Annotated in this window: 18 protein-coding genes; 13 read left to right on the top strand and 5 right to left on the bottom strand. The window is 46.6% G+C overall.

The features are described 5' to 3' along the window. The first annotated feature begins 24 nt into the window (after positions 1–24). The 9 genes from AC5YB1_RS15785 to AC5YB1_RS15825 all read left to right on the top strand — a co-directional run bounded on the left by AC5YB1_RS15785 (position 25) and on the right by AC5YB1_RS15825 (position 11,719). The gene (locus tag AC5YB1_RS15785) at positions 25–804 is read left to right on the top strand and encodes an EAL domain-containing protein (protein ID WP_475515974.1); all 780 of its coding nucleotides are present in this window, start codon (positions 25–27) and stop codon (positions 802–804) included. 727 nt (positions 805–1,531) lie between these two features. Further along, entirely contained in the window at positions 1,532–1,996 is a 465-nt protein-coding gene (locus tag AC5YB1_RS15790; protein WP_494519943.1) for a rhodanese-like domain-containing protein, read from the top strand. A gap of 316 nt (positions 1,997–2,312) precedes the next feature. Then, positions 2,313–3,203 (top strand): TPR end-of-group domain-containing protein, encoded by an 891-nt coding sequence (locus tag AC5YB1_RS15795; RefSeq protein ID WP_475515972.1) that lies wholly within the window; start codon positions 2,313–2,315, stop codon positions 3,201–3,203. A 519-nt stretch (positions 3,204–3,722) separates the two neighbouring features. Beyond that, positions 3,723–3,854, top strand: coding sequence for a hypothetical protein (locus AC5YB1_RS15800; protein ID WP_494519944.1), 132 nt, complete (start codon positions 3,723–3,725; stop codon positions 3,852–3,854). Between the two features lie 590 nt (positions 3,855–4,444). Next, entirely contained in the window at positions 4,445–4,702 is a 258-nt protein-coding gene (locus AC5YB1_RS15805; RefSeq protein WP_494519945.1) for a hypothetical protein, read from the top strand. A 377-nt stretch (positions 4,703–5,079) separates the two neighbouring features. Next, complete coding sequence (locus tag AC5YB1_RS15810) at positions 5,080–6,099, top strand: SIR2 family protein (protein WP_494519946.1); 1,020 nt, start codon at positions 5,080–5,082, stop codon at positions 6,097–6,099. An 8-nt stretch (positions 6,100–6,107) separates the two neighbouring features. Next, the gene (locus tag AC5YB1_RS15815) at positions 6,108–7,841 is read left to right on the top strand and encodes an ATP-binding protein (RefSeq protein WP_494519947.1); all 1,734 of its coding nucleotides are present in this window, start codon (positions 6,108–6,110) and stop codon (positions 7,839–7,841) included. Positions 7,842–8,315: 474 nt separating this feature from the next. Continuing rightward, on the top strand, positions 8,316–8,798 hold the full coding sequence (locus AC5YB1_RS15820; RefSeq protein ID WP_494519948.1) for a DNA polymerase III subunit chi: 483 nt from the start codon (positions 8,316–8,318) through the stop codon (positions 8,796–8,798). 20 nt (positions 8,799–8,818) lie between these two features. Then, complete coding sequence (locus AC5YB1_RS15825; protein ID WP_494519949.1) at positions 8,819–11,719, top strand: valine--tRNA ligase; 2,901 nt, start codon at positions 8,819–8,821, stop codon at positions 11,717–11,719. 205 nt (positions 11,720–11,924) lie between these two features. On the opposite strand, the gene AC5YB1_RS15830 is transcribed toward AC5YB1_RS15825, so the two are convergent. Then, positions 11,925–13,646 (bottom strand): methyl-accepting chemotaxis protein, encoded by a 1,722-nt coding sequence (locus AC5YB1_RS15830; RefSeq protein ID WP_494519950.1) that lies wholly within the window; start codon positions 13,644–13,646, stop codon positions 11,925–11,927. A gap of 352 nt (positions 13,647–13,998) precedes the next feature. Between AC5YB1_RS15830 and AC5YB1_RS15835 the strand changes: the two genes are divergently transcribed. Together AC5YB1_RS15835 and AC5YB1_RS15840 are read left to right on the top strand one after the other, a co-directional pair. Next, the gene (locus tag AC5YB1_RS15835) at positions 13,999–17,112 is read left to right on the top strand and encodes an ImpA family metalloprotease (RefSeq protein WP_494519951.1); all 3,114 of its coding nucleotides are present in this window, start codon (positions 13,999–14,001) and stop codon (positions 17,110–17,112) included. Positions 17,113–17,554: 442 nt separating this feature from the next. Next, the gene (locus AC5YB1_RS15840; protein WP_494519952.1) at positions 17,555–19,090 is read left to right on the top strand and encodes an MFS transporter; all 1,536 of its coding nucleotides are present in this window, start codon (positions 17,555–17,557) and stop codon (positions 19,088–19,090) included. Positions 19,091–19,454: 364 nt separating this feature from the next. On the opposite strand, the gene AC5YB1_RS15845 is transcribed toward AC5YB1_RS15840, so the two are convergent. The 4 genes from AC5YB1_RS15845 to AC5YB1_RS15860 all read right to left on the bottom strand — a co-directional run bounded on the left by AC5YB1_RS15845 (position 19,455) and on the right by AC5YB1_RS15860 (position 24,425). Then, positions 19,455–21,758 (bottom strand): OmcA/MtrC family decaheme c-type cytochrome, encoded by a 2,304-nt coding sequence (locus AC5YB1_RS15845; RefSeq protein ID WP_494519953.1) that lies wholly within the window; start codon positions 21,756–21,758, stop codon positions 19,455–19,457. A gap of 166 nt (positions 21,759–21,924) precedes the next feature. Continuing rightward, a complete protein-coding gene (locus AC5YB1_RS15850; RefSeq protein WP_494519954.1) occupies positions 21,925–22,893 on the bottom strand; it encodes a LysR family transcriptional regulator in 969 nt (322 codons plus the stop codon). Between the two features lie 174 nt (positions 22,894–23,067). After that, positions 23,068–23,781: a pseudouridine synthase gene (locus tag AC5YB1_RS15855; RefSeq protein ID WP_494519955.1), complete on the bottom strand. Its 714-nt coding sequence runs from the start codon at positions 23,779–23,781 to the stop codon at positions 23,068–23,070. Then, on the bottom strand, positions 23,781–24,425 hold the full coding sequence (locus AC5YB1_RS15860) for a helix-turn-helix transcriptional regulator (protein WP_494519956.1): 645 nt from the start codon (positions 24,423–24,425) through the stop codon (positions 23,781–23,783). The genes AC5YB1_RS15855 and AC5YB1_RS15860 overlap by 1 nt, the downstream gene beginning before the upstream one ends. 166 nt (positions 24,426–24,591) lie before the next feature. Here AC5YB1_RS15860 and AC5YB1_RS15865 point away from each other — a divergent pair, with 166 nt between their 5' ends. Both AC5YB1_RS15865 and AC5YB1_RS15870 read left to right on the top strand, forming a co-directional pair. Then, positions 24,592–25,197 carry an NAD(P)H-dependent oxidoreductase gene (locus AC5YB1_RS15865; protein WP_494519957.1) on the top strand — a complete coding sequence of 202 codons (606 nt, stop codon included), beginning with the start codon at positions 24,592–24,594 and terminating at the stop codon, positions 25,195–25,197. Between the two features lie 29 nt (positions 25,198–25,226). Continuing rightward, positions 25,227–25,655: a VOC family protein gene (locus AC5YB1_RS15870; protein ID WP_494519958.1), complete on the top strand. Its 429-nt coding sequence runs from the start codon at positions 25,227–25,229 to the stop codon at positions 25,653–25,655. Positions 25,656–25,903: the final 248 nt, after the last annotated feature.

A 25,903-nucleotide genomic window follows, 5' to 3' on the forward strand; every position in this document is an offset into this window, starting at 1 on the left:
ATTAGACCTGACAAGGGATGTCTGGTGGAAGAAACCATTTTGAATTCAGACTTTAATCTCGACAAATTTTCTTGTAGCAACTGCGCCAACAACACCCAGTTATGCTTTGATTTTACCATGGCCTTTCAGCCCATCATTAATATTAAGCAACAGCAGATATTTGGCTATGAAGCCTTAGTGCGCGGCTTAAATAATGAATCGGCCTTTTCTATTATCTCCCAAGTCACCGAAAAAAATCGTTACGCCTTCGATCAGGCGTGTCGGGTAAAGGCCATTGCCTTGGCCTCTAAGCTTGAGCTCGACTCTATGCTGAGCATCAATTTTTTACCTAATGCCATTTATCAACCCGAGCGCTGCATTCGCACCACCCTCGCTGCTGCCAAAGAGTATGGCTTTCCCACCAATAAAATCATGTTTGAATTTACCGAGGTGGAAAAAATTGAAGACAGCAACCATGTTCAACGTGTAGTCGAATACTATCGCTCACTGGGGTTTATCACCGCAATCGATGATTTTGGTGCAGGGTATGCCGGACTGGGCTTATTAGCCAATTTCCAGACCAATATCATTAAGCTCGACATGGATCTTATCCGTAATATCGACCAAGACATTGCGCGCCAAGCCATTGTAAAACACACCCTCAATATGTTTAATGAGCTCAACATCACCTGCCTAGCCGAAGGCATAGAAACTGTCGAAGAGATGGTTTGGCTGCGTGATATTGGTATTGAGCTAATGCAGGGCTACCTGTTTGCCAAACCTGGATTTGAGCACCTGCCACAAGTCGATTTTTCTCAGTTTTAACGCCTCAATCGCCACCAAAGAGTTAAGGCGCCAATCAAACGCGCTCACCACACCATTTAGGGACATGAGTTATTGACCAAGAGCGCGGCCTAACGCTGCGCCTTTTAACCCTGACAACCGCCTGTCACTAATACAGCAAGCTAATTCTTCAAGCCAGCCCTTGAAACCAGTCTTTCAAACCCGTCTTTCAAATCTATTCTTCCACCGACGACATTAACTCACCTCAGCAATAGACACACTCATATATCCTCATGGCCATTCACGCCGCAGTTTTGTCATCGTGGGCCATTTTTACAATTGAATAACCTTGATATTCAGCATCAGCATATCTGCTTTAGGTTTTATAACATCTAAATCGGCAAAATATGTCTCTACCCTGCACAGCAAAAAGCAGTGATAAACACCATATTTTTGCCGATACACACTATAAAACCAGTACTGGATTACCCACTGATTAATTGAGAATTTTTGATTTATCATCGGCGAATGCAGTGTGATTAAGCTCAATATATCCCCAAATGCCTAAGCTCATAATAGCCCAACTCATCTACAGCCCAACTCACCTTTCATCGCCGAAAACGCGCTGGGTCTGCGAGATGAAACACAGTGTGAAATCTGTAAGGAATACTGCCAACGTCGCTCTGTTAGCGCCAATTGCAGTCGTAATAATGCGCAAGCTTAGCCCGGTTAGCCATCACCGGCACGACATAAAAGGAAACACTATCCAATGAAATCGTACTTAAATATTGCCTTAATCTGCGTTGCATTCGGCCTCAGTGCCCAAGCACAAGCCTTTGATGCCAAGTTAGCCCAAAGCTATCAGCAGCAGTTTAACAGCGCCAAAGGCGCGACCGTGGGTAAGGCCATTGGCCTAATGAGTCCCGATGCCTTTATAACGCTGGCTCAATCAAACCAACCCATGCTTGCCATCGATATTCGCACCCCCGAAGAGCGTGGCATCTTTGGTTTAGGGATAAACCAGCAAATCGATATTAGTCTTAATGAGCTATTTACCCCAGAAAACCTCGCCAAGATCCCAACCGATAAACCTGTGGTGATAGTGTGTAAATCAGGCCTTCGCGCCATGGCCGCTGGCACGGCGCTGCGTCATCTGGGTTATGACAATGTCAAAGTGCTCAAAGGCGGCTTTGCCAGCCTGACAAAACAAGTTAGCCCCAAACTGGCAAAATAGTGTCGGCGCAAATGAAGATGGCCAACGGCCTGCTTACCAAGCAATTTAACAACGCGAACATCATGAGTTCGCCCGAAAAAAGGAGGTGATGACCCCAATACGCTGCAATACATAGTTAATTATCATCTGTTTATCATCTCTGCATTTAGGCAGCCTGTAAGGGCTGCCCTTTTTTTATCAATTAAAACGGCCACTCCGGCCTTAATCGTTATCTTTATGGTCAAGGAGTTGGCATCTAGGAGTGGAAATTGTTAGGGTGTGATCCGCTCAAACCTGTTTGATACGACATCTTTATATTTGCTCAAAGGAATCCGCTATGTCACGCCTGTTGTTACCTCTATTAACCCTTATTTTCATGCAGTTTTCGATACAGGTTAACGCCGCGACTAATAATGAAGATGCAGAAACTCCCCCAGTAACCCCATTGGCACATTCACAAACGGATATTCTCGATAGACCTCTGATTGAGCGCTATATTCTCGATGAACTGAAACTGTTAAGAAGCGAGCAACAAGATCTTGAGCGCCGCATGATCGTCAGCATTACCGACCGCGAGCTGTCGGTCGCCGACAAGTCACTTAACTATGCCAACGTGACCGTGACCTACTTCTTTTATATTATCGCTGGCGTCGCCTCGCTTATCGCCTTTATCGGCTGGCAATCACTGCGTGAGATAAAAATGAATACCGCCAAACTCGCCGCCGATCAGCTCGATAACATTACCGAACAATATGAATCTAAGTTTAAGGAGTTGGAAAATGACCTTAAACGGAAAAGCCGCATCATCACCAAAAACAACCGTGATATTGAAATTATTAATGAAATCCATACCCTATGGTTACACGCTCAAGGCGCACAAACCCCAGAGCAAAAAATCGCGGTGTACAATGAGATCTTAAACATTCGCCCGGGCGATCTTGAAGCCATGACCTCGAAAGCCGATGCTGCCATGGAGATGCGCGAGTTTAACTGGGCGCTCAGCCTGTGTAATCGCGTGCTCGAAGTCGACTCTAATAACGCCCATGCGCTCTATCAACGTGCCTGCGCCTTCGCCTGCCTAGGGCAGGAAGATCGCGCCTTGTCGGATCTGCAGCAAGCCATTGAAAACAGCGTGTCCTTTAGAGAGGTAGCCGCCAATGAAGCCGACTTTGCGAACCTAAGAGACAACCCAAGGTTCGATATTCTTATCTCATCGACCGAGAGTTAATACAACGCCTGTTCGGCAGGGGCGTGTGCAGATACTTCTGCTACACGGTGAGTAATGTGTTAGCTGACATTTAGCTGAGTTCGTATTTATTGGATGTGTTTGAAGGTCGTACCTTCATTGCTACTTAACGCCTGTCCGGCGAGGAATGTGCAAACACTCTTTTGGCTCGCCGAGATTCCATCCATGGAGGCTCCACGGCGACATCCTGTCGCCAAGGGCCAAAACCGCGTTTACACTGGGTCATTTCGTCTCTTCGATTTGGCTTCATTGGGTAAGGTGAGTGACGTGTTAGCTAACATTTAGCTGAGTTCTTGTTTATTGGATGTGTTTGAAGGTTGTACCTTCATGGCAATCTATCACCTGCGGTGAGGGTTGATTAAGCGTTAACCTTCGCTGCTATCAATCACCTGCCGTGGGCATATGTGCAGATACTTCTGCTACACGGTGAGTGAAGCGTAGCTTCGAGCCCACGAACGAGAGGCAGGGATGCCGAACTGGCTTTTAGATAGGGATATCGTTGTGAGCCATCCGTGGAGGCTCGACGATGGCATCCCTGCCATCAACGTCCGCAGCCGCATCTGCACTGGATTATTAACTTTCTTCGATTTGACTTCATTTGATACAGTCAATGAAGTGCTAGCGAACATTTAGCTGAGTGCTTATTTATTGAATCTGTTTGAAGGTCGTACCTTCATGGCCACTTAACGCCTGCCCGGCGGGGGATGTGCAAACACTATTTTGGCTCGCCGCAAGCACATCCCTGTGGGCTCTGCGAAATCATCCATGATTTCGAAGGCCAAAATCGTGTTTACACTGGGTCATTTCGTCTCTTCGATTTGGCTCTATTGTGGGCGATTGGGAAGGAACCTTTGGCCTAATTTGTATTTACAGGAGATTTGAAGGTCGTACCTTCATTGCTACTTAACGCCTGTCCGGCGAGGAATGTGCAAACACTTCTGCGGCACGGTGAGTGAAGCGTAGCTTCGCGCTAACGAACGAGAGGCATGGACGCCGAACTGGCTTTTAGACATGGACGTTGTTCAAGCACAATCCCTGTGGGCTCTACGCCAGCATCTGATGTGAATGGATTCACAAATGCCGCGATGACACGGATGTCAAAGAGCGGCCATGCTGGCAAAGGCCGCAGCCGCGTTTACACCTATGTCTAACGTCTCTTCGATTTAACTCTATTGTGGGCGATTGAGAAGGAATCTTTGGCCTAATTTGTATTTACAGGTGATTTGAAAGTCGAACCTTCGTGGCAATTTATCGCCTGCCCGGCGGAGGATGTGCAGATACTGCTTCGGGACGCTGTACGCCATCCATGGCCGCTTAACGAAAACATCCATGTTTTCGATACCCTCTGCCGCATCTGCACTGGATTATTAACTTTCTTCGATTTGACTTCATTTGATACTGTCAATGAAGTGCTAGCTGACATTTTGCTGAGTGCTCATTTATTGAATCTGTTTGAAGGTCGTACCTTCATTGCTACTTAACGCCTGTCCGGCGAGGAATGTGCAAACACTATTTTGGCTCGCCGCAAGCACATCCATGTGGGCTCTGCGAAATCATCCATGATTTCGAAGGCCAAAATCGTGTTTACACTGGGTTATTAACTCTCTTCGATTTAGCTTCATTGAGTGGCATCGATACAAGCTATTATTTTTACGGAGAAAATAGCAATAAAATGTGACACAGCTTGTTGAATACTCGCTATAAAATAGATTAAAGTATCACCAATCAAGGACAGAGCTAGGCCAACTCGACTCAAGCATCGACCACGCCATTCAGGGAATGAAAAGCCAACCACCCCCTTAAAAAGTTGACTCTGACTGCACTTATTGCTGATCTCTAATTCTATATAAGGGGTTTTATGTCTAAAGACGTATTAGAAAAAATTTCAAAGCAAGCCCAGGATTATTACAAAAATTCACCAGTAATAATATTGGGTAGCGGTGCTTCTGCTGCTTTTAAAATGTCTGGTATGTGGCAATTAGCAAAACACCTAATAGAACATGTTGATGCTTCTGACTTAAGTGGCGACGAACAAACTTCATGGGTAAATTTTTGCGCAGAGTTAAATAACGACGTAGATCTAGAGACTGCATTGCATAAAATTCCGTTGTCGCAAAATCTTACATCAAGAGTTGTGAATGCAACATGGAATTTACTTGCTCCTGAAGATATTAGCGTATTTAAAGAATCGTTGAATAATGCTTACCTGTTTCCATTAGGAAAATTGCTAAAGCATATGTTTAGAAGCACAGCCAAAGAGCTGAACATTATAACTCCTAATTATGATCGTCTTGCCGAATATGCCTGTGAACAAGAAAATATACATCATTATAGTGGTTTCTCTCATGGGTTCAGAGGGAATGCCGTGAAGAAAGACTATTTAACATGCACGAGGCAAGTAAACATTTGGAAAGTACATGGATCTTTAGGTTGGTTTGTCAATACAAGCGGAGTAATTATTTCTCTAGGTAATGTCAGCGTTCTTCCTGATAACTTAACGCCGTTAATAGTTACACCTGGCATAGAGAAGTACCGTAGTACACATAAAGAGCCCTATAAAACAATTATCCATGAATCTGATGACGTAATGGATCAAGCTAATGCATACCTATGCGTCGGATTTGGCTTCAATGATGAACATATCCAAACCAAATTGGTAAATAGATGTGCAAACAATGGAGCCGCAGTAATTATTATTACTTATGAGTTAACTGGTGCTACAAAAGAATTCATTTCAAATGATAATACAAATAAGTATTTAGCCATTGAAGCACTAGGCGAAGGTAAATCAAAAGTATATAGCTCTCTGTATGATACGCCTGTCGAGGTTGACGGTGATTTTTGGTCGCTGAATGGTTTCATGAACTTAATAATGTAAGGAAGCATATGACTATATTTAATTTTAATGATGATGAAGCTTTAGGGAAAGTTGCTTCAGTCGATACTGCAACGGTTGTTGTGGAAGTGGCAGATTCAGAACAATTAAAAAGACTACAGGTAAATAGATTAGCTGTTTTACAGAGCAGCAAACTAGGCCAGCATTTAATTGGAATTATTAGTCAGGTGACAAGAAAAAAATTGGCATTATTATCAACGGATGAAAATAATGAAGATCAAGACAATGAGCAAAACTTGTGTAAGGTTTCTTTAATTGGCTCACTAATAGATGCTGATGGTATTAAACGTAATATTTTTAGAAGAACTCTAGAAAGCGTTCCTGAAATCGATGCAAACTGCTTTGCGCTGGAAGGAGATAATTTAACTTCGTTTATGAGAGTAATTTCACATGCTGAAGCCGATGGTAACTCCCTGACTCTTGGTAAATACACATTAGACGAAAATGCAGTTGCTTATTTAAACGGAAATAAATTTTTCCAACGACATGCTTTTATAGGTGGAAGTACAGGTGCGGGTAAGTCTTGGACAACTGCACGAATAATAGAGCAAGTAGCAGAACTTAAAAACTCCAATGCTATTATATTTGATTTACATGGTGAGTATTCACCTCTGCAAGGTAATGGTATCAGTCATTATAAAGTTGCAGGACCTAGTGATATTGAGGCTAAACGAACTTTAGCGGATGGTTCTATTTATTTACCATATTGGTTATTGTCATACGAAGCCTTAGTGTCACTTTTTGTGGATAGAAGTGACCAAAATGCACCTAATCAATCGATGTTAATGGCTAGAGAAGTAAATACAGCTAAAACTAATTATTTAACAGAAGGTGACCATCAAGACATTCTTGATAACTTTACAGTAGATAGTCCTGTTCCTTTTAATTTAGCAGAGCTACTTCAATCATTAAATGATATTAATATTGAACAAGTTCCTGGAGCTAGAGCTAATACGACTAAAGCAGGTGAGTTCAATGGAAAACTCAGCAGGATGATTTCGCGCTTAGAAAATAAAATATCTGATCGTCGATTAGGTTTTTTATTCCAAGGTGGCGATGACGTTCTTAAATTTGACTGGTTAAATAGGTTGGCTGATGCCCTGCTAGGTTGTAATGATGAGAAAGGTAATGGTGGTGTTAAAATAATCAACTTTTCAGAGGTTCCTTCTGATGTTTTACCATTAATAGTTTCTCTTGTAGCTCGATTAGCATTTTCGGTTCAACAATGGACACCCTCTAGTATTCGTCATCCAGTCGCAATTTTTTGTGACGAAGCACATTTATACATTCCTCATAAAAATACGGCAGGTGCTAGCGATGATATCTCAATTCAAATTTTTGAAAGAATAGCTAAAGAAGGAAGAAAGTACGGGGTGAGTTTAGTTGTTGTAAGCCAAAGACCATCAGAAGTTAATAAAACAATACTCAGTCAATGCAGCAACTTTGTTGCTATGAGGCTCACAAATTCTGATGACCAAGCTGTAATCAAGAAACTTCTACCAGATAGCTTAGGTGGGTTCAGCGATATTTTACCGACATTAGATACTGGAGAGGCTTTAGTCGTTGGTGACGCAAGTTTACTGCCAAGTAGAATACGTATTAATGAGCCGATTAATAAACCAGATAGTGGAACTATTGAGTTTTGGAAAGAGTGGCAAGGCGTTGTTACTAATGGGCGTTTAGGAACAGCAGTAGAAAACTGGCGAAAACAAAGCATTCAATAAAGTACGCATAACACCTATAAATCAGTTTGGTCAACTTAAAAGTTAGGCAGATACCAATTTACCTTACTAATTTTACGGTAAAAACCTCCCACAAGGTCAAATCGAAGAGAGCAATAACCCAGTGTAGATGCGGCAGAGGGTATCGAAAACATGGATGTTTTCGTTAAGCGGCCATGGATGGCGCATAGCGTCCCGAAGCAGTATCTGCACATAAGCGAGCCGCAGGCTATTCATAGCAATGAAAGTTCGACCTTCAAACACATTCCCCGCCGGACAGGCGATTGATACCAGTGAAGGTACGACCTTCAAACACACCAAATCAATGACGATGCGGCCAAACGCTACCACCAAAAATATTACCCAATTTGTTATTCGACAAATCCCCTCCCCCTATGGTTTAACACCCCACTTTTAGTGTAAAATCTCCCCTTTCGTCAATCATCAAGTCAGACTCAGCCAACATAGAGCCAGATAATGCCAAACGCCCTGTTTTACCTGATGCCGCAAACACTTCCTAAAGCTGGGCAACCTGCTGCCGCAGCAGCTACGGTGACATCGGCGCTCGATGATGTTTACCGTTTGGCGTGTCAACTTGCACAGCAAGCGTTTGCTCGCCAGCAGTTAGTGTATGTTCACTGTAATGACCAACAGCAAGCCTATGCCATTGACGAAATATTATGGCTATTTGAGCCCACAGCATTCGTGCCCCACAACCTAAAAGGTGAAGGGCCAACAGGCGGCGCGCCAGTGGAAATTGGCTTTGATAAGCTCGGCCCCAATAAAAATCGTCATCTTCTGATAAATCTTGCAGACCAAGCGCCGCAATTTGCGGTAAACTTTGGCCAGATTATCGACTTCGTTGCTAACGATGCTGCCATGAAAGCGACCGCCCGCGATCGTTATCGTCAGTATCGCCAGTTAGGGATCCCCCTGACGACCCAACAACCAATTAATTAGTTTGAGAAGCACACGCTCCTATGGAAAAGACATACAACCCGCAGTCAATCGAACAAAGCCTCTACCAAAACTGGGAAGAGAAAGGTTACTTTAAGCCGCACGGCGATGAGTCAAAAGGCAACTATTGCATCATGATCCCGCCACCAAACGTGACGGGCAGTCTGCATATGGGCCATGCCTTCCAAGATACCATCATGGATACTTTGACCCGTTACCAGCGCATGAAGGGCAAAAACACCCTTTGGCAGGTGGGTACCGACCATGCGGGTATTGCCACCCAGATGCTGGTTGAGCGCAAAGTAGAAGCCGAAGAGGGTAAGAGCCGTCACGATCTCGGTCGCGATGCCTTTATCGAACGTATTTGGGATTGGAAAAACCAATCGGGCGGCACCATCACTAAACAGCTACGTCGTCTTGGCGCATCGGTTGATTGGGATCGTGAGCGTTTCACCATGGACGAAGGGATGTCTGAAGCGGTACAAGAGGTGTTTGTTCGTCTGTATGAAGATGAGCTCATCTACCGTGGTAAGCGCCTCGTTAACTGGGATCCTAAGCTGCACACCGCGATCTCAGATCTCGAAGTTGAGAACAAAGAGAAGCAAGGTAGCATGTGGCATTTTCGCTACCCGCTGGCCGATGGCGCACTGACCGCTGACGGAAAAGACTACCTTGAAGTGGCCACTACGCGCCCTGAAACCATGTTAGGTGACAGTGCCGTTGCTGTGCACCCTGATGATGAGCGTTATCAATCACTGATTGGCAAATTTATCCTGCTGCCTATCGTTAACCGCCGCATTCCGATCATTGCCGACGATTACGTCGACATGGAATTTGGTACCGGTTGTGTCAAAATCACCCCAGCCCATGACTTTAACGACTACGAAGTCGGTAAACGTCACAACCTACCCATGTTTAACATCTTAACCATGGACGCGGCGATCCGCTCAACGGCCGAAGTGGTTAACAGCGACGGCACCGCCAACAACGAGTTAGACAACGCTCTGCCTGAGCGTTATGCCGGCCTTGACCGTTTTAAAGCCCGTAGTGCCATTGTTGAAGAGTTTGAAACCTTAGGCTTGCTGGGCAAAATTGATCCCCACGGATTAAAAGTGCCTTATGGCGATCGCTCTGGTGTGGTGATTGAGCCACTTCTTACCGACCAATGGTATGTTGCCGTAGCGCCAATGGCGAAAACCGCCATGGAAGCGGTTGAAAACGGTGATATCAAGTTTGTACCACAGCAGTATGAGAACATGTACAACTCTTGGATGCGTGACATTCAAGATTGGTGTATCTCGCGCCAGCTATGGTGGGGACACCGTATTCCTGCTTGGTATGACGAAGCGGGTAAAGTGTACGTTGGCCGCGATGAAAGCGAAGTACGTGCTAAGCACGGCTTAGCCGACACCGTAGTGCTACGCCAAGACCCTGATGTACTGGACACTTGGTTTAGTTCAGCGTTATGGACCTTCTCAACTTTGGGCTGGCCAGAAGATACTAAGGCGCTTAAAACCTTCCACCCAACGGACGTGTTGGTGACAGGTTTTGACATCATCTTCTTCTGGGTGGCGCGCATGATCATGATGACCATGCACTTCATTAAAGATGAAAATGGCAAACCACAAGTGCCGTTTAAGACGGTCTATGTGACAGGCCTTATCCGCGATGAAGCGGGTAACAAGATGTCTAAGTCTAAGGGTAACGTGCTCGATCCTCTGGATATGATTGACGGTATCGATCTTGAAACCTTAGTTGAGAAGCGCACCGGCAACATGATGCAGCCTCAACTAGCCGCAAAGATTGAAAAGAGCACCCGTAAAGAGTTTAGCGACGGCATCGAAGCCCACGGTACCGACGCACTGCGTTTCACCTTGGCATCAATGGCCTCCACTGGCCGTGATATCAACTGGGACATGAAGCGTCTCGACGGTTACCGCAGCTTCTGTAACAAGATCTGGAACGCATCGCGCTACGTGTTAATGAACACCGAAGTGCAAGCGGATGATGCTGCAGATGATGCTGTAGGCGAGCCATTAGATTGTGGTCAACATGGCGGCGAAATGGAGCTGTCATTGGCCGATCGCTGGATTATCGGTCTGTTTAATCAAACCGTGAAAACCTATGATGAGCACATGGAAAACTACCGCTTCGACTTGGCGGCCAACACCATTTATGAGTTCACTTGGAACCAGTTCTGTGACTGGTACCTAGAGCTCACTAAGCCTGTGATGCAAAGCGGCACTGACGCCCAACTGCGTGGTACTCGCCACACCTTGGTGACCATCCTTGAAGCGATGCAGCGCCTGATGCACCCCATGATGCCTTACCTCACTGAGACTATCTGGCAGCGCGTTAAACCGCTAGCTGGCGTTGAAGGCGACACCTTGATGCTCGCGCCGTTCCCTGAGTATCAGGCAGATAAAGTCGATGCCACCGCGATGGAAGATCTTGAGTGGGTTAAGCAAGTGATCACCGCGGTACGTAATATTCGCGCCGAGCTTAACATCGCCCCAAGCAAGCCGCTTAATGCACTGCTGCGTGGCGTAAGCGAGCGCGACAAGGCCCGTATCGAGACCAACCAAGCCTTCTTTAAAACCTTGGCTAAACTTGAAAGCATGACCATTCTTGGCGACGACGACACCGCACCTATGTCGACCACGCAGTTGATTGGTGACATGGAGCTGTTGATCCCGATGGCAGGCCTTATCGATGTGGCGGCAGAGATGGCGCGTATCGACAAGCAGCTTGAGAAGCTAGCGGGTGAGTTTAAGCGCATCGAAGGTAAGCTGTCTAACCCAGGTTTCGTGGCGAAAGCCCCTGCTGCCGTGATTGAAAAAGAGCGTGCTAAGCAAGCGGAATACCAACGTGATATGGACAAGCTCACCGAGCAAAAAGCAGAACTTGCCAAGCTGGAAGCTTAACCGCGTTTGCGAGCTGTAAGGTTTTAGGGCTGAAAGGTTTAAAAGCTGAAAACCTAGAGACTTAACCGCTTAACAAAAAAGGCAGTCATAAGACTGCCTTTTTTATTGCCTAACACCTTTATTGCTAACGCTTTCATGGCTTAAGTCTATATTGCCTAAACCATTATTATAAAAGCTATGGCGCTATAGGCTTAACTAAAAGGGCTCACACCTTGTAATAAGCAATCTCTTGCGCCATCGACTCGGCCAGTTTTGCCAACTCTTGAGTGGCGGCATTGCTTTGCTCGGCGCCAGCAGCGGTTTGATCGGCAATATCACTGATACTGGTGATATTGATATTAATCTCTTCGGTTACCGCACTCTGCTGTTCTGATGCGGTAGCAATTTGCGCATTTAAGCCATTGATCTCAGAGATACTTTGCATGATCTGCTGCAGCGCATCACCCACCAACTGCGACTTATCGACACTTAATTTAACCTGCTCGGTGCCACGTTCCATCATCACCATAGAGTCTTTAGCTCCTTGCTGCAGACGCTGGATCATCTTTTGGATCTCTTCAGTCGAATCCTGTGTACGCTTAGCAAGCGAGCGCACCTCATCGGCCACCACGGCAAAACCGCGTCCTTGCTCACCCGCTCGCGCAGCCTCAATCGCCGCATTCAGTGCCAGTAAGTTAGTTTGTTCTGAAATGGCTTGGATCACTTCGATAACGCTGCCTATCTCATTTGAATGCTGTGATAGCAAAGTCATCGCCTTGCTGGCATCTGCAAGCTCTGTCGCTAAGGTTTGAATCACCGTCATGCTCTCATCAACCACAGTTTGACCACTTTCCGCCGCCTCATTGGCAGCTTCCGATGCTTGGGCAGCTGAGGCAGCATTGCTAGCCACTTCGCGTACGGTAGCTGTAAATTCATGTATCGCGGCGGCAACCTGCTGGGTTTGTTGCTGCTGCTCAACCACACTGCGCTGGGCTTGAATAGCCACCACAGAGTTTTCTTCGGCGGCACTGGCCAGTTGCGCCGTAGAACCATGGGTATTTTGCACTACCTGCTGGAATCTAGCCGCTATCCGATTAACGTAATTAGCAATATGGGCAAACTCATCATCACCACCTAACTGGATTCGCTGGGTTAAATCACCACCGGCAATATCATCGGCGGCCTGTTCAAGCTGTACAACAGACTGGTTAACTCGGCGAATAATGAGTGTGGCACTGAATATAATCACTAACATACTGATACTGGAAAATAGCACCACTAATAAAATATACAGTGCCATGTTGTCTTGAAACGTTTCGTAACTGAGCTTGCCCTCATTGATCTGCAGATCTAAAAAGGCCTGCGCTTGGCTAGCGATCTCGTTAAACATGGGATTAATTTGGGTGAGTAATAATTGATTTGATTGCTTATAGTCACCCTGACTGAGCGCGGCGATGGCGGGGTCAAAGCCTACTTTAATCACTTTATCCAGCAAGGTGGCCAACTGCTGCACCAACTCTTGCTCATTTACGGCCAGATCTGAGCTTAAAATTTCATTATCGACTACATCATGCAGTAGTGTCAGCATCGCTTGACTATCTTCGACATGTTTATTCACTGGGTGGTTATGCATGGTGGCAAACTCACCGGATGGATCGTGCTGAAAACCCAGTAACAAGGCGCTACGTGCCCCTTCTAAGGCATTTAAAATTTTACCGGCGCGAATACTGTGCTGCATGCCTTGGCTGTAAAGGTCGCTGATCGAGTCGCCTGCATCTTGCATACCGGTTATCCCCTTATAACCCAACAGGAAAAAAGAGAGGATGACTAAAAAAACATTAAGCTTTAACTGAAAGCGCACCGATTTGAAGCGTTTAAAAAAACGCTGGCCTTTGTTGGATGCAGCCTGTGTATTGGCTTGAAGCAATTCGTTTTCTAACCGAGACATACCGATTTTCCTTGATTCACCCTAGTCGACAGGATAAAAGATGATTGTTTGAAACGACACCATATTTATTGTCGGACAGTCTGACAAGCGCTACATATCAATACTTAGGGGGAGATCAACATATAAGAAACAATTCTAACAAACCCCAGAAGTATAAACTTTAAAAACAACAATTTAATCAAAAATAACCGCGAAAAAAGTGAATAAATATCACTCATCCTTAGCGTCAATATTTTTACTAACGTCAATAAACCAGATTAACCATTGTTTTTATTGATTAATTTCTTTAAACAATTGCTTTGTCATGTCAATACAATCAAAATAGCGCCAAAATGATCATGGAATGTTAATAATGAAACAATGGTTACTCCTGCCCCTCATACTGGGGTTGATGGCTTGTAGTGGTGGTGGCGTAGAGGATAACTCCCCTAGCATCCCAGATAGTGGTACAGGTGAAGGCAACATTATCCCGCCAACCACGCCGCCTCCGACTACACCCGATCCGGATCAAGAGCCTAATCCCGATCCAACCCCAGATCCGGAGCCAGAGCCTAACCCAGATCCTAATCCTAATCCTGATCCGGAGCCAACCCCGGAGCCGGAGCCTGTGCAGCCACCCGATGTTGAACTGGGCCCAGACTTGCAGGGGTGGAACCATCAGCTGCAGACCCTCATCGCCGAGGTGGCCGTCTATAACCAGGGCACCGTGAGCTACCGCTGGCAACAACTGAGCGGCCCAAGCGTGAACTTATCGGGCGCAGATACCGCCGTGTTAACCATTGATGCCACTACATTAGAGCAAGATGCCGACATCAGCTTATCGCTAGAGGTTACCGATGGCGCAGGTCAACGCAGTCAAGATCAGCTGACATTGACCCTTAAAGATCAGATCAGCGCCGCCATTCGCACTGGGGATGCTGGCCAAATGAGTGGCTTTGAGACTCAGGTGATCGACCGCGCCGTCAACCTTATCGCTCAGTATCGCCAAGAGCATCTGGCGATGCTGCGCGAGATTTATCAAAATGATGTGGTGCGTTATGACTCGGGTCAACAATCGCAAATGATCCAGATCATCTCCGCCGCCAATGCCTACCCCAACAACAAACGTTTCGAACTGGTGCGCGGCAATAATGGCCGTATTTTCGCGGCGACCAGTGAAACGGCAGGCCAGCGTAACGCCGCGTTTGGCTCAGATATCATCTCTGGTATGCAAGAGGGCAATAATCTCGATTTTGAACCCAGTATGCTGCGACTCTTAGGTTGGTTGTTAGCCCAAGATGCCACCACCTTGCCTCAATCAAAGCAGGTCAAATTGCTAATGATGGGCGATTGGAGCAATAACCGTATTACAGCATGGTTAGGTAAACAGTTCCCCGATTGGCAAGTGACGCGCTGCAATGTGGCCGCCGAGCTCAGCGACTGCTTAGCCGATGCTCAGCTGGTGATCATGGGCTCAAGCGGCGATTTTAGCGACGCACTGGTCAGCGACAACCTAACGCGCCTGCAACAGGCTGGTACACCACTGCTTTATCTACATATGCACAGTTGGAACAGCGTGCCGCTCACTCAAACTGTGCTCAACACCATGGGATTTGCCATGCAGGGTCCGGGTGGACCTGGTAACTATTATGGTGCCGATAAAGCCGACTGGGCTAACTATAGCGCCATGTTTAACGCTAAGCCCTCGTTAACCCAAGAGAGTCTATGGTTAAGCCTACTAAGGGATGAAACAGCGCCGTTTAATTTAGCGGCCTGCGCCACTGGCTGCGATGCTCGCTTTAATGACGATTATCGCCCCGCACTCAATCATATTCGTAGCCAGATAGTTGGGTTTGATAGCCAAAAACTCGATATTTTCAGCCTAGATGATCACCAGCTGTACAAATACCTGATCATGCTGGGCGATGTCTATCGCCATGACATTAGCTACCCTATGAATGTGGCAACCACTGCCACCATGGACTATTTAAAGGCTTTTTTTGCCGATCATACGGTTTATTACACGCGTGATATCAATGCGGTGCCGCTCGATTTAGGTAACTTCAGCCGCACCGACTTTAGCCATATCACCCCAATGAGTCAGCAGGTCAAGTTGGTCAGCAAGCAAGGGTTTCGATCGGCGGGTGTCTATGCACTGCCCGGACAAACCGTTAAGGTCACCCGCACCGATGACAGCCCACTGCGCGCTTGGGTATTTATTAATACCCAGCGCTCAGGCTCAACCCATGAGTTTGCCAATAATGGCTATAACCGCGCTAAGTTTTTACAATCACCCCATATTGAAATTAAGCCGGGTGAAACTATTAAGCTGACCTCCCCCTACGGCGGTCCATTGCAGGTCAGTTTTAATGCCAACGATCTCCCGGTGACACTGTCGTTTACGACTGTAGGGCAACACCCCTATTGGCGTGAAGGGATGGACGGCACCGCCTTTTTACAAGCACTCGACAAAGGTGACTACGATTGGGCTGAGCTGGCCACACCGCACTTTGAGGTGCATTCTCGCCTCGATAAGATGCGCAGCACCATGAGCCATGAGCCGCTATGGGACACCCCAGAGAAAATGGGGCAGGCTATCATGACCCATGTGCATAACTACCCTCACCTACTGGCGGGTTTTCAAGGCCCATTTATTGAAAGGGTCGATGAAATTCATGACTTTGCCGCCAGCAAAGGACTGACCATCAATCAGCTCGACATCGTTAAACACATGAATGCGGATCAACCCACCTGCGGTGCAGGCTGCTCGGGTAACCCCTACGATGCGGGCTGGTCATTTAGTCCTACCGGACATGGCGACATTCATGAGTTAGGCCATGGCTTAGAAAGCTGGCGCCTACGTTTCAATGGCCATGAGGGGCACGCCTCAACCAACCCTTACTCCTATTACAGCAAGTCTCGCGCCTACCTTGAAAGCGGCAAGTTACCACAATGCCAAGGGCTAGAGATAAGCGATGAATTTGCCACCTTGCAAGCGAGCCAAAATGAAGTCGATCCCTTTGCTTATATGCAGGCGGCTAAGCTCACTGGCTGGTCTAATGGTATGGCGATTATGCTGCAATCTATGGTCGTGGCGCAGCAACAAGGACCCCTGCAAAACGGTTGGCACCTGCTTGCACGACTGCACATTGTACTGCGTGCATTTGAGCGGGCGCAGGCCGATGAAGCAAGTTGGCTGGCGGATCGCGCAGGGATAGGATTTGACCAATTCAGTTTGGATGATGCTAAAAACATGAGCCAAAACGATTTCTTGATGATCGCCATGAGCTACTCAACTGGCTTAGATTATCGTGACTTCTATCAAATGTGGGGACTGGAGACCACTGATGCCGCTAAGGCTCAGGTGGCCAGCTTTGTTTATCCCTTAGTGAACAAATCTGTCTATGTGTACCAACCGGGTGACTATTGCTTTGGCTTAGACTTACTCGAGGTACCAGTTGATGGCACTCAAGCTTGGCCACTCTAATCGGCCTGAGCTAATTGCTTAACCACGGTTAAATCATCTCGCGAGCATCTTAGGTGCTCGCTTTTTTCATCTTGTTATCCACCTTTATAGCCCTCTCATCTATCACCTAACTGATGCCATTTGCTTTGCAGCGGCAAGACTAAGCGCTGTAACACCAAGCACATTGACAACAATCACTTTGGTTTTTAGGGCGAAATTTAGGTAAAGTGTGCCACTAGATCACACACTATTAGCGCAATATCAACATTATTGCCTATAAAACAACAATAAAGAGTACCCATCACATTTAATAAGCGATGACTTATCGATCAACAAATGGACGAATGCAAAGGTAAACTCAATAGCTGGTCATATTAAATTTACCCCGTAGTAACAGCCCATTTTAAGCATCAGTCAGCAGCACATCATTAATGGGATTGGGATAATAATAAGAAGGAAGGGTATGAGCGATTCCAACAATACTTACGCAGATAACGACCTGCGTGAAGTGAAACAGCTGGGTATGTGGGCCTCCATTGCCAGCTTAAGTTATATTTTTTGGATTGTCGGCGGCATGGAGCTAGTAGAGCGTATCGCTTACTACGGCGTCAAAGCCAGTGCTGGCCTGTATGCCAAAGCGCCGGTGTCTGAAGGCGGTTTGGGCATTAGTTTGCACGACTATGGCGTTATCATCTCTATTTGGGCCTTGATGCAAACCTTTATTCCTGTGTTTACTGGGGGCATTTCCGATCGCGTCGGTTACAAGGAAACAATTTTCGCCTCCACCTTAATCAAAATTGGCGGCTATTTAGTAATGGCCTTATTCCCCAGTTTCTGGGGGTTCCTGTTTGGTGCCATGTTATTAGCAGGCGGTACCGGCATCTTTAAACCCGGTATTCAAGGCACCTTAGTGCTATCGACGGGGAGACAAAACACCTCGATGGCGTGGGGTATTTTTTATCAGGTCGTCAACATTGGGGGCTTCTTAGGGCCGCTCGTTGCCGTGCATATGCGCCAGCTCTCTTGGGACAATGTGTTTTATGCCTGCGCGGCAATTATTTCGCTCAACTTTCTCTTTTTACTGGCCTATAAAGAGCCGGGGAAAGATGAGCGTTTAGCGCGTAACCTACAGATAAAAAATGGCGAAGTGACCCAGCAAGCCCTATGGAAAGATGCTTGGCATGAACTGAAAAAACCAGTCGTGATCTACTATATGTTGGTGTTTGCTGGTTTCTGGTTTCTGTTTAACTCGTTATTTGATGTGCTACCTATCCACATTGCCGAATGGGTCGATACCAGCGTAATTGTCACCAGTTTGTTTGGCCCTGAGGGCACCTCAAACGGTATATTGCAGTTCTGGCTCGGGCTCGATAACAGCGGCACTAAGGTGATGCCAGAAGGCATGCTTAACCTTAACGCTGGCATGATCATGACCAGTTGCTTCTTAGTCGCGGCGCTCACTGCTAAATACCGTATCACCACCGCCATGTTAGGTGGCTGCTTATTGAGTATCTTAGCCTTTGTGTTCATTGGCGCGACCAATGCAGCTTGGATGATTGTACTGGCCATCGCCATGTTCTCTTTCGGTGAGATGATGATTAGCCCGAAAAAGAACGAATTTATGGGCAACATTGCCCCCGAAGGTAAAAAAGCCATGTACTTGGGCTTTGTGATGCTCCCCCAAGGGATAGGCTGGGGATTGGAAGGCTATTTTGGCCCTAAGCTATATGAGATTTATGCCTCAAAAGAGATCTTCTCCCGTGAGCTATTAGCTGAGCGCGGCATGAGTGTGAACGATGTGGCGGCGATCCCACAGGGTGAAGCCTTCACCACCTTGGTAAGCTATACCGGCGAGTCGGCGCAATCGCTCACCACCTTGCTGTATAACACCCACAATATCGGTATGGCGTGGTATATCATCGCGGCAATCGGCACTATTTCGGCTGTGGGGATTTTCCTTTACGGTAAATGGTTGCTTAAATTACAACAAAGTCAGTAAGTGGCTTGTTTAAGGGCTGGTGATTGACACACAAAGAGGGCAAATTATTTGCCCTCTTTTATCTCACTCACATATCGACTTAGCCCTAATGACATCTGAGCGCGATTTGACCTTATCCCCATGGATGACAACCTAAGCTGTGAATACGCGCGATTCATGGGAGTGACATTCATATGCAATCAGAACACTCATTCAAAATACTCAATCTAAGTTACTCAATGTAAGTATGCGGTCTGAATACTCGGCCATAAAAAAGGGGACCGAATCGGTCCCCAAAATCTTGCTTTATCTCAGTGAACTACTAGCAGGGATGAGCTCACCTAACGAGATTTATTATTATGGCTATCTTGGGTACACATACGTGTTAATGAGCGCCTCCCATATGAACCTTATCAACACCGTAAGTCTTACCTTCAGCGTGACAGGTTGCACAAGACTCAACTGGCAAGTTCGAAATTGAACCTGGATCGTCCTGAACATAGGCCCCATTACTCTTGAAGTGAGCCAGCGCAGACGCTTCAACGTGACAGCTACGACAAGATTCAGCCACTGGAGAGATAAAGCCTGCATCGGTTTCAATTGAACGCTTACCAGAAGTTAGTCCACCATCGGCTGCAAAGAAAGTAGCACCATCTTTATGACAAGCTTGACAATCAGTTTCAACTGCAGAGAAACCATTCAGGTTACCATCTTCATCACGATAAACTCCTGCTTCGCCATCCCAGTGACCACTATGGAAACGGTGAGCGACAGTAACAAGATCGCGGTTAGCAAAAGTTAAGCCTTCTACAGCTTCCCAAATATCATTACCATCAGCATCTTTTTTACCAGTGTTGAAAGTAACGGTAGGGTGGAAGCTTGGAACGGCACCTAAATTCTCACTATGACAAGCTACACATTGCGTAAACTCAGTCGTTCCGTGGGTTCCTTTAGGGTAAGTAAGGTTACCATGACAAGCATTACATTTTGCTTCGCTAACAGTTGTACGGTCAGCATCAGCAATGCGCATTTCAACTGCTGCGGCACCATCTGTAAGATTAAAATATTTGGTTTCCGCTTGATTTGCCACGCCAATTTCATGACCAGTGCACTTAACGATCTTGCCTGCTTCACCACATACTTGAACTTCTGCAGTCGCATATATTGGCCCAACCAACTCGTCAGTATCGAACTCGGCTTGATTGACCAATACACCACCAGCACCCATAACGCCGCCAGTGAAGTTCATTTTGAAGCTTCCAGCAGAAGCATAACCATGTGCAATATCACCAGTATCAGCATCTAAGCGACCGATTAAGAAGCCACGAGTAGCACTGGTCATATAGTCAGTAATCTCGGCATATGTTGCTGCATCAAGTGCTACACCATTCATAGTCACTTTTGAAGTAACAACCAATGTGCTCTTACCTGCCGTAGCCGATGCAAGGATTTCTGTCGACTGGATGTCGATAATAAACTTGTCAGCTAGCTCATCTCTGCCACCCACTTTATGCGCAACTGCAGGGCTGAGTCCACCAATATGACAGGTCATACAGGCTGAATCATCTGCTTGTGGCAAAGTATACTCAGAGTGGCCTTCACCGGTTTCAAAGTTAACGGTGACGTGACACCCCACACACGCTTCGCGGTAGACATTAACGTTCCACTGCTCACCGTTATCGTGACAAGTGGTACATTCGTTAAGCTCAGCAGGGAAGTGGATCTCACCAAACTCGTCTAATGCCTCTCCTTTTAACACGCCCCACTCTGCAAGATGACCACCGGCGTGAATGGTGTGGATCATTGCGTTGAAGTTAAGGTTATAACCTCTTTCAGGATCGTTTTGATCGGTGGCATAAGCGGGGTTATGACACGCCACACAATTTTCCACTTTTTGATAGTTGTGGTGGGCGCCAATATTGGCGATGCGCATATCACCATCACCATAGCCTTTCAGCTCACTGTGACACTGAATACACGCAGCATTGGATACCGCATCTTTAGCCGATACGGCTAATTCACCCGTGGCAGGAATGAAATCTAGCGGAGTAGAAAGTAACTTATCCGAGATCCCTTCACCACTTGCATCGGTTACATCATAACTACGGATCATCACCCTAAATAAACTATTAGGATCACCCGCGGCAGAGACAACAGGCGCATTACCATCATGTTCCCATGTGCCCATATAGGTACCTGGATTTTCAGGATCTTCCACCAGAGTACAGGCATCGACTACATTACCCCTGCGATCCGTTGTATCACCCGTTGGCGTACAGTACATGCTCGAGCCAAACTCATTGACCAATGCATTGTTAGACCACAACATGGGCGCGCCAACATCAGTAGTGTTGACCACTTCATTGGTGACATATAAGGCTATCTTATCTAAACCCGTAAACGGAACCTCTTCTCCTTTAGCATTCTTGCCGGTCACATCGAACTTGAGGCTAAAAGCATCAGTGCCCACAACGACGATATCGGCAGGTTGTAAGGTTAGCATGAAGTCTGCTGCTGAATTGACCGTATTGACTGTAGAACCAGCTGGAGTCCCTGGACTACCTGGCTCACCTGGGATCCCAGGGGCGCCGGGTGCACCGTCTTGGCCATCATCACCATCACTACATGCGCTCACGCCAATGGCACACATGAGTGCCATGGCTAATAACGTTGTTTTATTTTTTTTCATCGCCATATCCCTTTCTAGGTATTTGCTGCTATTGCAGTAACCCAAATATAAGGCAGGCAATACAAATTGTTAGTGAATTGTGTTCGAGTTGTGACTGTAATTGATAGATTCATGAATGGAAATTTCGAAATCTGCAACGGTAAATTTCAATATTTAAAACAGAGGGTCAGCTTTGGCCAGTGGCCAGCAATTGTTTAAGTAATTGAACCATTAGCGCGCGCTGCTCGGTTGAATAACGTCGATATTCTGGTGCATTTTCAATAAGTAAATATTGTGGAGACATGCTATCACCATGCAAACGTTGCACCTGTTCACTAGGCAATGCCATCACTTTGATACCGGGTAAAGCGGTGCAAATCAGCGCCTCTGAGCAAGGTAAAAATGACAAGGAGCCCATGGTGAGTAGGTGGCTATACCATTCATCTCGTGAGCAGACTCTATCGATCCCCTCAAGAGTAAGCCCCGCTTGGCGAGCAAACACTTCTAAGGGATCGATCTTATCATTAAAGCCTTTGCCATTTAGGCACAAAAACGGAAATTGGCAGATGGCCTCTAAGGTCAGTTCTGAAGCATCCGTCCAAATCGCATGGCTTTGATGGGCCGCAACACAAAGCTGTGACAAATCACCGACAGGTTCAATACTCAACGTATGCTCACTGTCGGCGGCGAAAGCGATGCCCATATCCAGTTCACCATTGTGAATACTGTCGGCTGATTCATTGTCCCAAGTCACAAACTGCAGTTGGCCCATTAACTGACGATGCTCACTTTGGGCAAAGGCTAACGATAAGCTGGCCAAAATGCTGGGGATCACCGCCACTTTGAAACAGCCTCGGCTGGGCTCACAGGTTTGATCCACCAGCGATTGCTCTATTTTTAACACCGCATCACAAAACTGACAGACAGGCTCATATAAAAACTCCGCCATGGGGGTGGGTTTTAACCCCAGTTGACGGCGATAAAACAACTCATCATCAAAGGTGGCGCGTAACATATTTAAACAACGGCTAATTTTTGGCGCAGAGACATTAAGTTGTTTGGCGGCGACGTTGGCGTGTCCTGTTTGAAAGATCACCTTAAATACCATTAAGCAAAACACGTCGAGCTCACTGATCTTTTTTAAGGTTTGACTCATCATCGGCACTATTGTCTATGAGGGTTATCATCTGTTTATAGCATAGCCAATAATCGCCACACTAGCGGCTTGATCACACATTTGAAAACAAACCGTTAACAATTGTAATCATCATGGTCTTGCGTTTAGCTGGGGCTAGCAAATACACCAAGCGGCGCGATTGATCACGGCGAACTATATTGTCGCCACCTCATGAGGTGTCAACTCGCGGCTTTGGCCTGGTTGCAGGTGCTCATCCAACGCTAAGGTGCCAACCGATAAACGGTGCAGCGCCACGACAGGATTGCGAAAACGGCCAAACATACGCTTAATTTGGTGATATCGCCCCTCATACAAGGTCACTAATGCTTGATGCCCCAGTGCAGCGTTCACTATGGTTAACTGAGCTGGCAAGGTGGTGATATCTTCAAATGCAAAATAAAACCCTTGAGCAAAGGCCTCAATATACTCCTGACTCAAGGGTTTTTTAAGGGTCACTAAATAGGTTTTAGCCACTTTATGGTCTGGCGTCATAATGCGTTTAGACCACTGGCCATCATTGGTCAGGAGCACTAGACCAGAGGTATTGAGATCGAGCCTGCCTACAATATGCAGATCGCGATTATCAGTGCCATCGAGCAAGTCGATGACCGTTTTGTGCTGCTCATCTTTGGTGGCGCATACCACTCCCACAGGCTTGTGTAACATGATGTAACGTGCGCGGCGCTGCTGCAGCACCTGGCCGTCAAAAACGATATGACTAAATTGGTCGACCGCTAAATCAATATCACGGGCTAGTTGGCCGTCAACCGTCACCCGCCCTTGGGCCAGAATTAGCCGTATCTGCTTTTTGGGGATCTGCGTATGGCTGCTAATAAACCTGTCTAACCTCGCCCGTTTAGACTGCATTATGACTCACCTACAAGGCCAGTTGTAGGCGTCACTTTATAGGCACAGCGGCGAGCGCCCTCAATAATGTGCTCCTCTCTGCTGACAGTTGCGACCCCCTCAAATAACCATTGAAAAAGCTGTAACTCTGAGCGGCAAAAATTGACACAACTGCTGGCTGCGGCGCAAATAGGACAATGATTTTCCAGCAGCCAAAAGTGATTATCCTCTTGCTCAACGGTGGCGACATAGCCTTCGTCGGTTCTTAGTCTGGCAAGGGCATGCAGTTTATCGAGCACACTGGCATGATGCGCCAATGCACTTTGATAAAGCACTTTACTGGCTTCTTCTCTGTGGCTGATCAATTGTGCTAATCCACTATCGCCAAACACAACCTTAACCGACTCAATCAGTTGGTGAGTTAAATCATCATGTTTATCAGGGAACAAGGCGTCACTTTTCTTGGTGAGAGACCAATAGCGTGTCGGCCGACCACGACTCGCCTTGCGATCGTCAAAGGCCAGCATCCCGGCCTCTTCTAACCCTTGCAGATGCTGGCGCACCCCCATGGTGGTTAATGAAAACTGTTCAGCTAAGGTCTTGGCGGTACACGGCCCAGTCACTTTAATATAATCGACTATTTTTTCACTGGTTTTCTTGGTCACTCTCGGCTCCCGGCTCAGACTGCTATCTGACTATTATCTGACTATTATCTGCGATCAATCATGTCGAGCCAACCAATAAGTAAACTTTTTTATTTACTTTATTGTTTACAAACTTAAGTAAAGCATCTACTTTATAAATTATTAAATAAACAAAAAGGTTTACAATATGAATCTCCTCATCGTCAGTGCCAGCCAAAGAACCCCATCTCAAAGCGCCAATGTCGCGCGATATATTGCAGAGCATAGCCCTCAATTTCAGTCCATTAACCATGTTGAACTGTGTCAGTATCAGCTACCTTTTTGGGATGGTGACAGGGCGAGTCCTGCATTACTCGATAGCGACTGGCACAGTATTGACCAGCAGGTGAAACAGGCCGATGCCTTAGTGCTTATCACGCCAGAATGGGGCGGCATGGCATCGCCCTTATTAAAGAATTTTCTGCTGCTGTGTGATGGTCAAGACACCGCCCACAAACCGGCGCTATTAGTGGCGGTATCGAGCGGCATAAGCGGCGCCTACCCAATTGCCGAGCTCAAAATGAATGCACTAAAGAACAACAAACTGGTGCCCATTCCCGATCACCTGATCATTAGAAACAGTGAAAATGTGCTGCAACAAGGTCCGCAAGATGCGCGCGAACAACACCTCAGAGCGCGCATTGATTACAGCCTACACATGCTGCATCAATACGCCCTCGCCTTAGCCACCATTCGCCATAACCACCAGCATCAAGCTTACCCAAAACAGCAGGAATACAGCTACGGCATGTAGCTTTAAGCCATGTACATAAGGAGTAAATCATGATCCATTTAGAGCATGTGAATTTAGTCGTTAAAGATATCAACACCAGCCTAGCCTTCTATCAGGCGGCATTGCCTCACTGGGCGATCCGCGGGGGTGGCGAAGGGACTTGGTATGGCAAGCCACGCCATTGGGTACACTTTGGTGATGACTATCAATATTTGGCCTTGAATGATGATGGTGAAGCGAACAATCGAGAATTGACAGGTCATCAAGTCGGGCTGGCCCATTTTGCGTTTGTCACCCATGATCTTGACGGCGTCATCAAACGGTTAACTCAAGCGGGATTTGCAGTCGACAAAGAAGGCGTGAGCGCTCCACACCGCCGCAATGCCTATTTTATTGATCCTGACGGATTTGAAGTGGAGTTTGTCCAATATGTAAGCGACAACCCAAGTGAGCGCAATCATTACGAAAACGCCGGTTAGTAGTAACTGACTCACCGATGCTTGGACCCATTATCCCTGATAAGCATCGCATCTTAGTTAAGCAGTTAACACAGGCGATTTAGCTGCTTACCTTAACCAGATCGGCTGAGTAAACATAACGCTTGCGAGTAACACAGCCCTTTATCCTAGCCCTTTGACACTTAGGATAACCGACAGTCTTATATTAAAGTTTGTTGATAAATAGACTCTAAAGCGAGTACATCGTTGCACAAATTTCTATTGCCATT

Source organism: Shewanella sp. 433, from assembly GCF_059338565.1.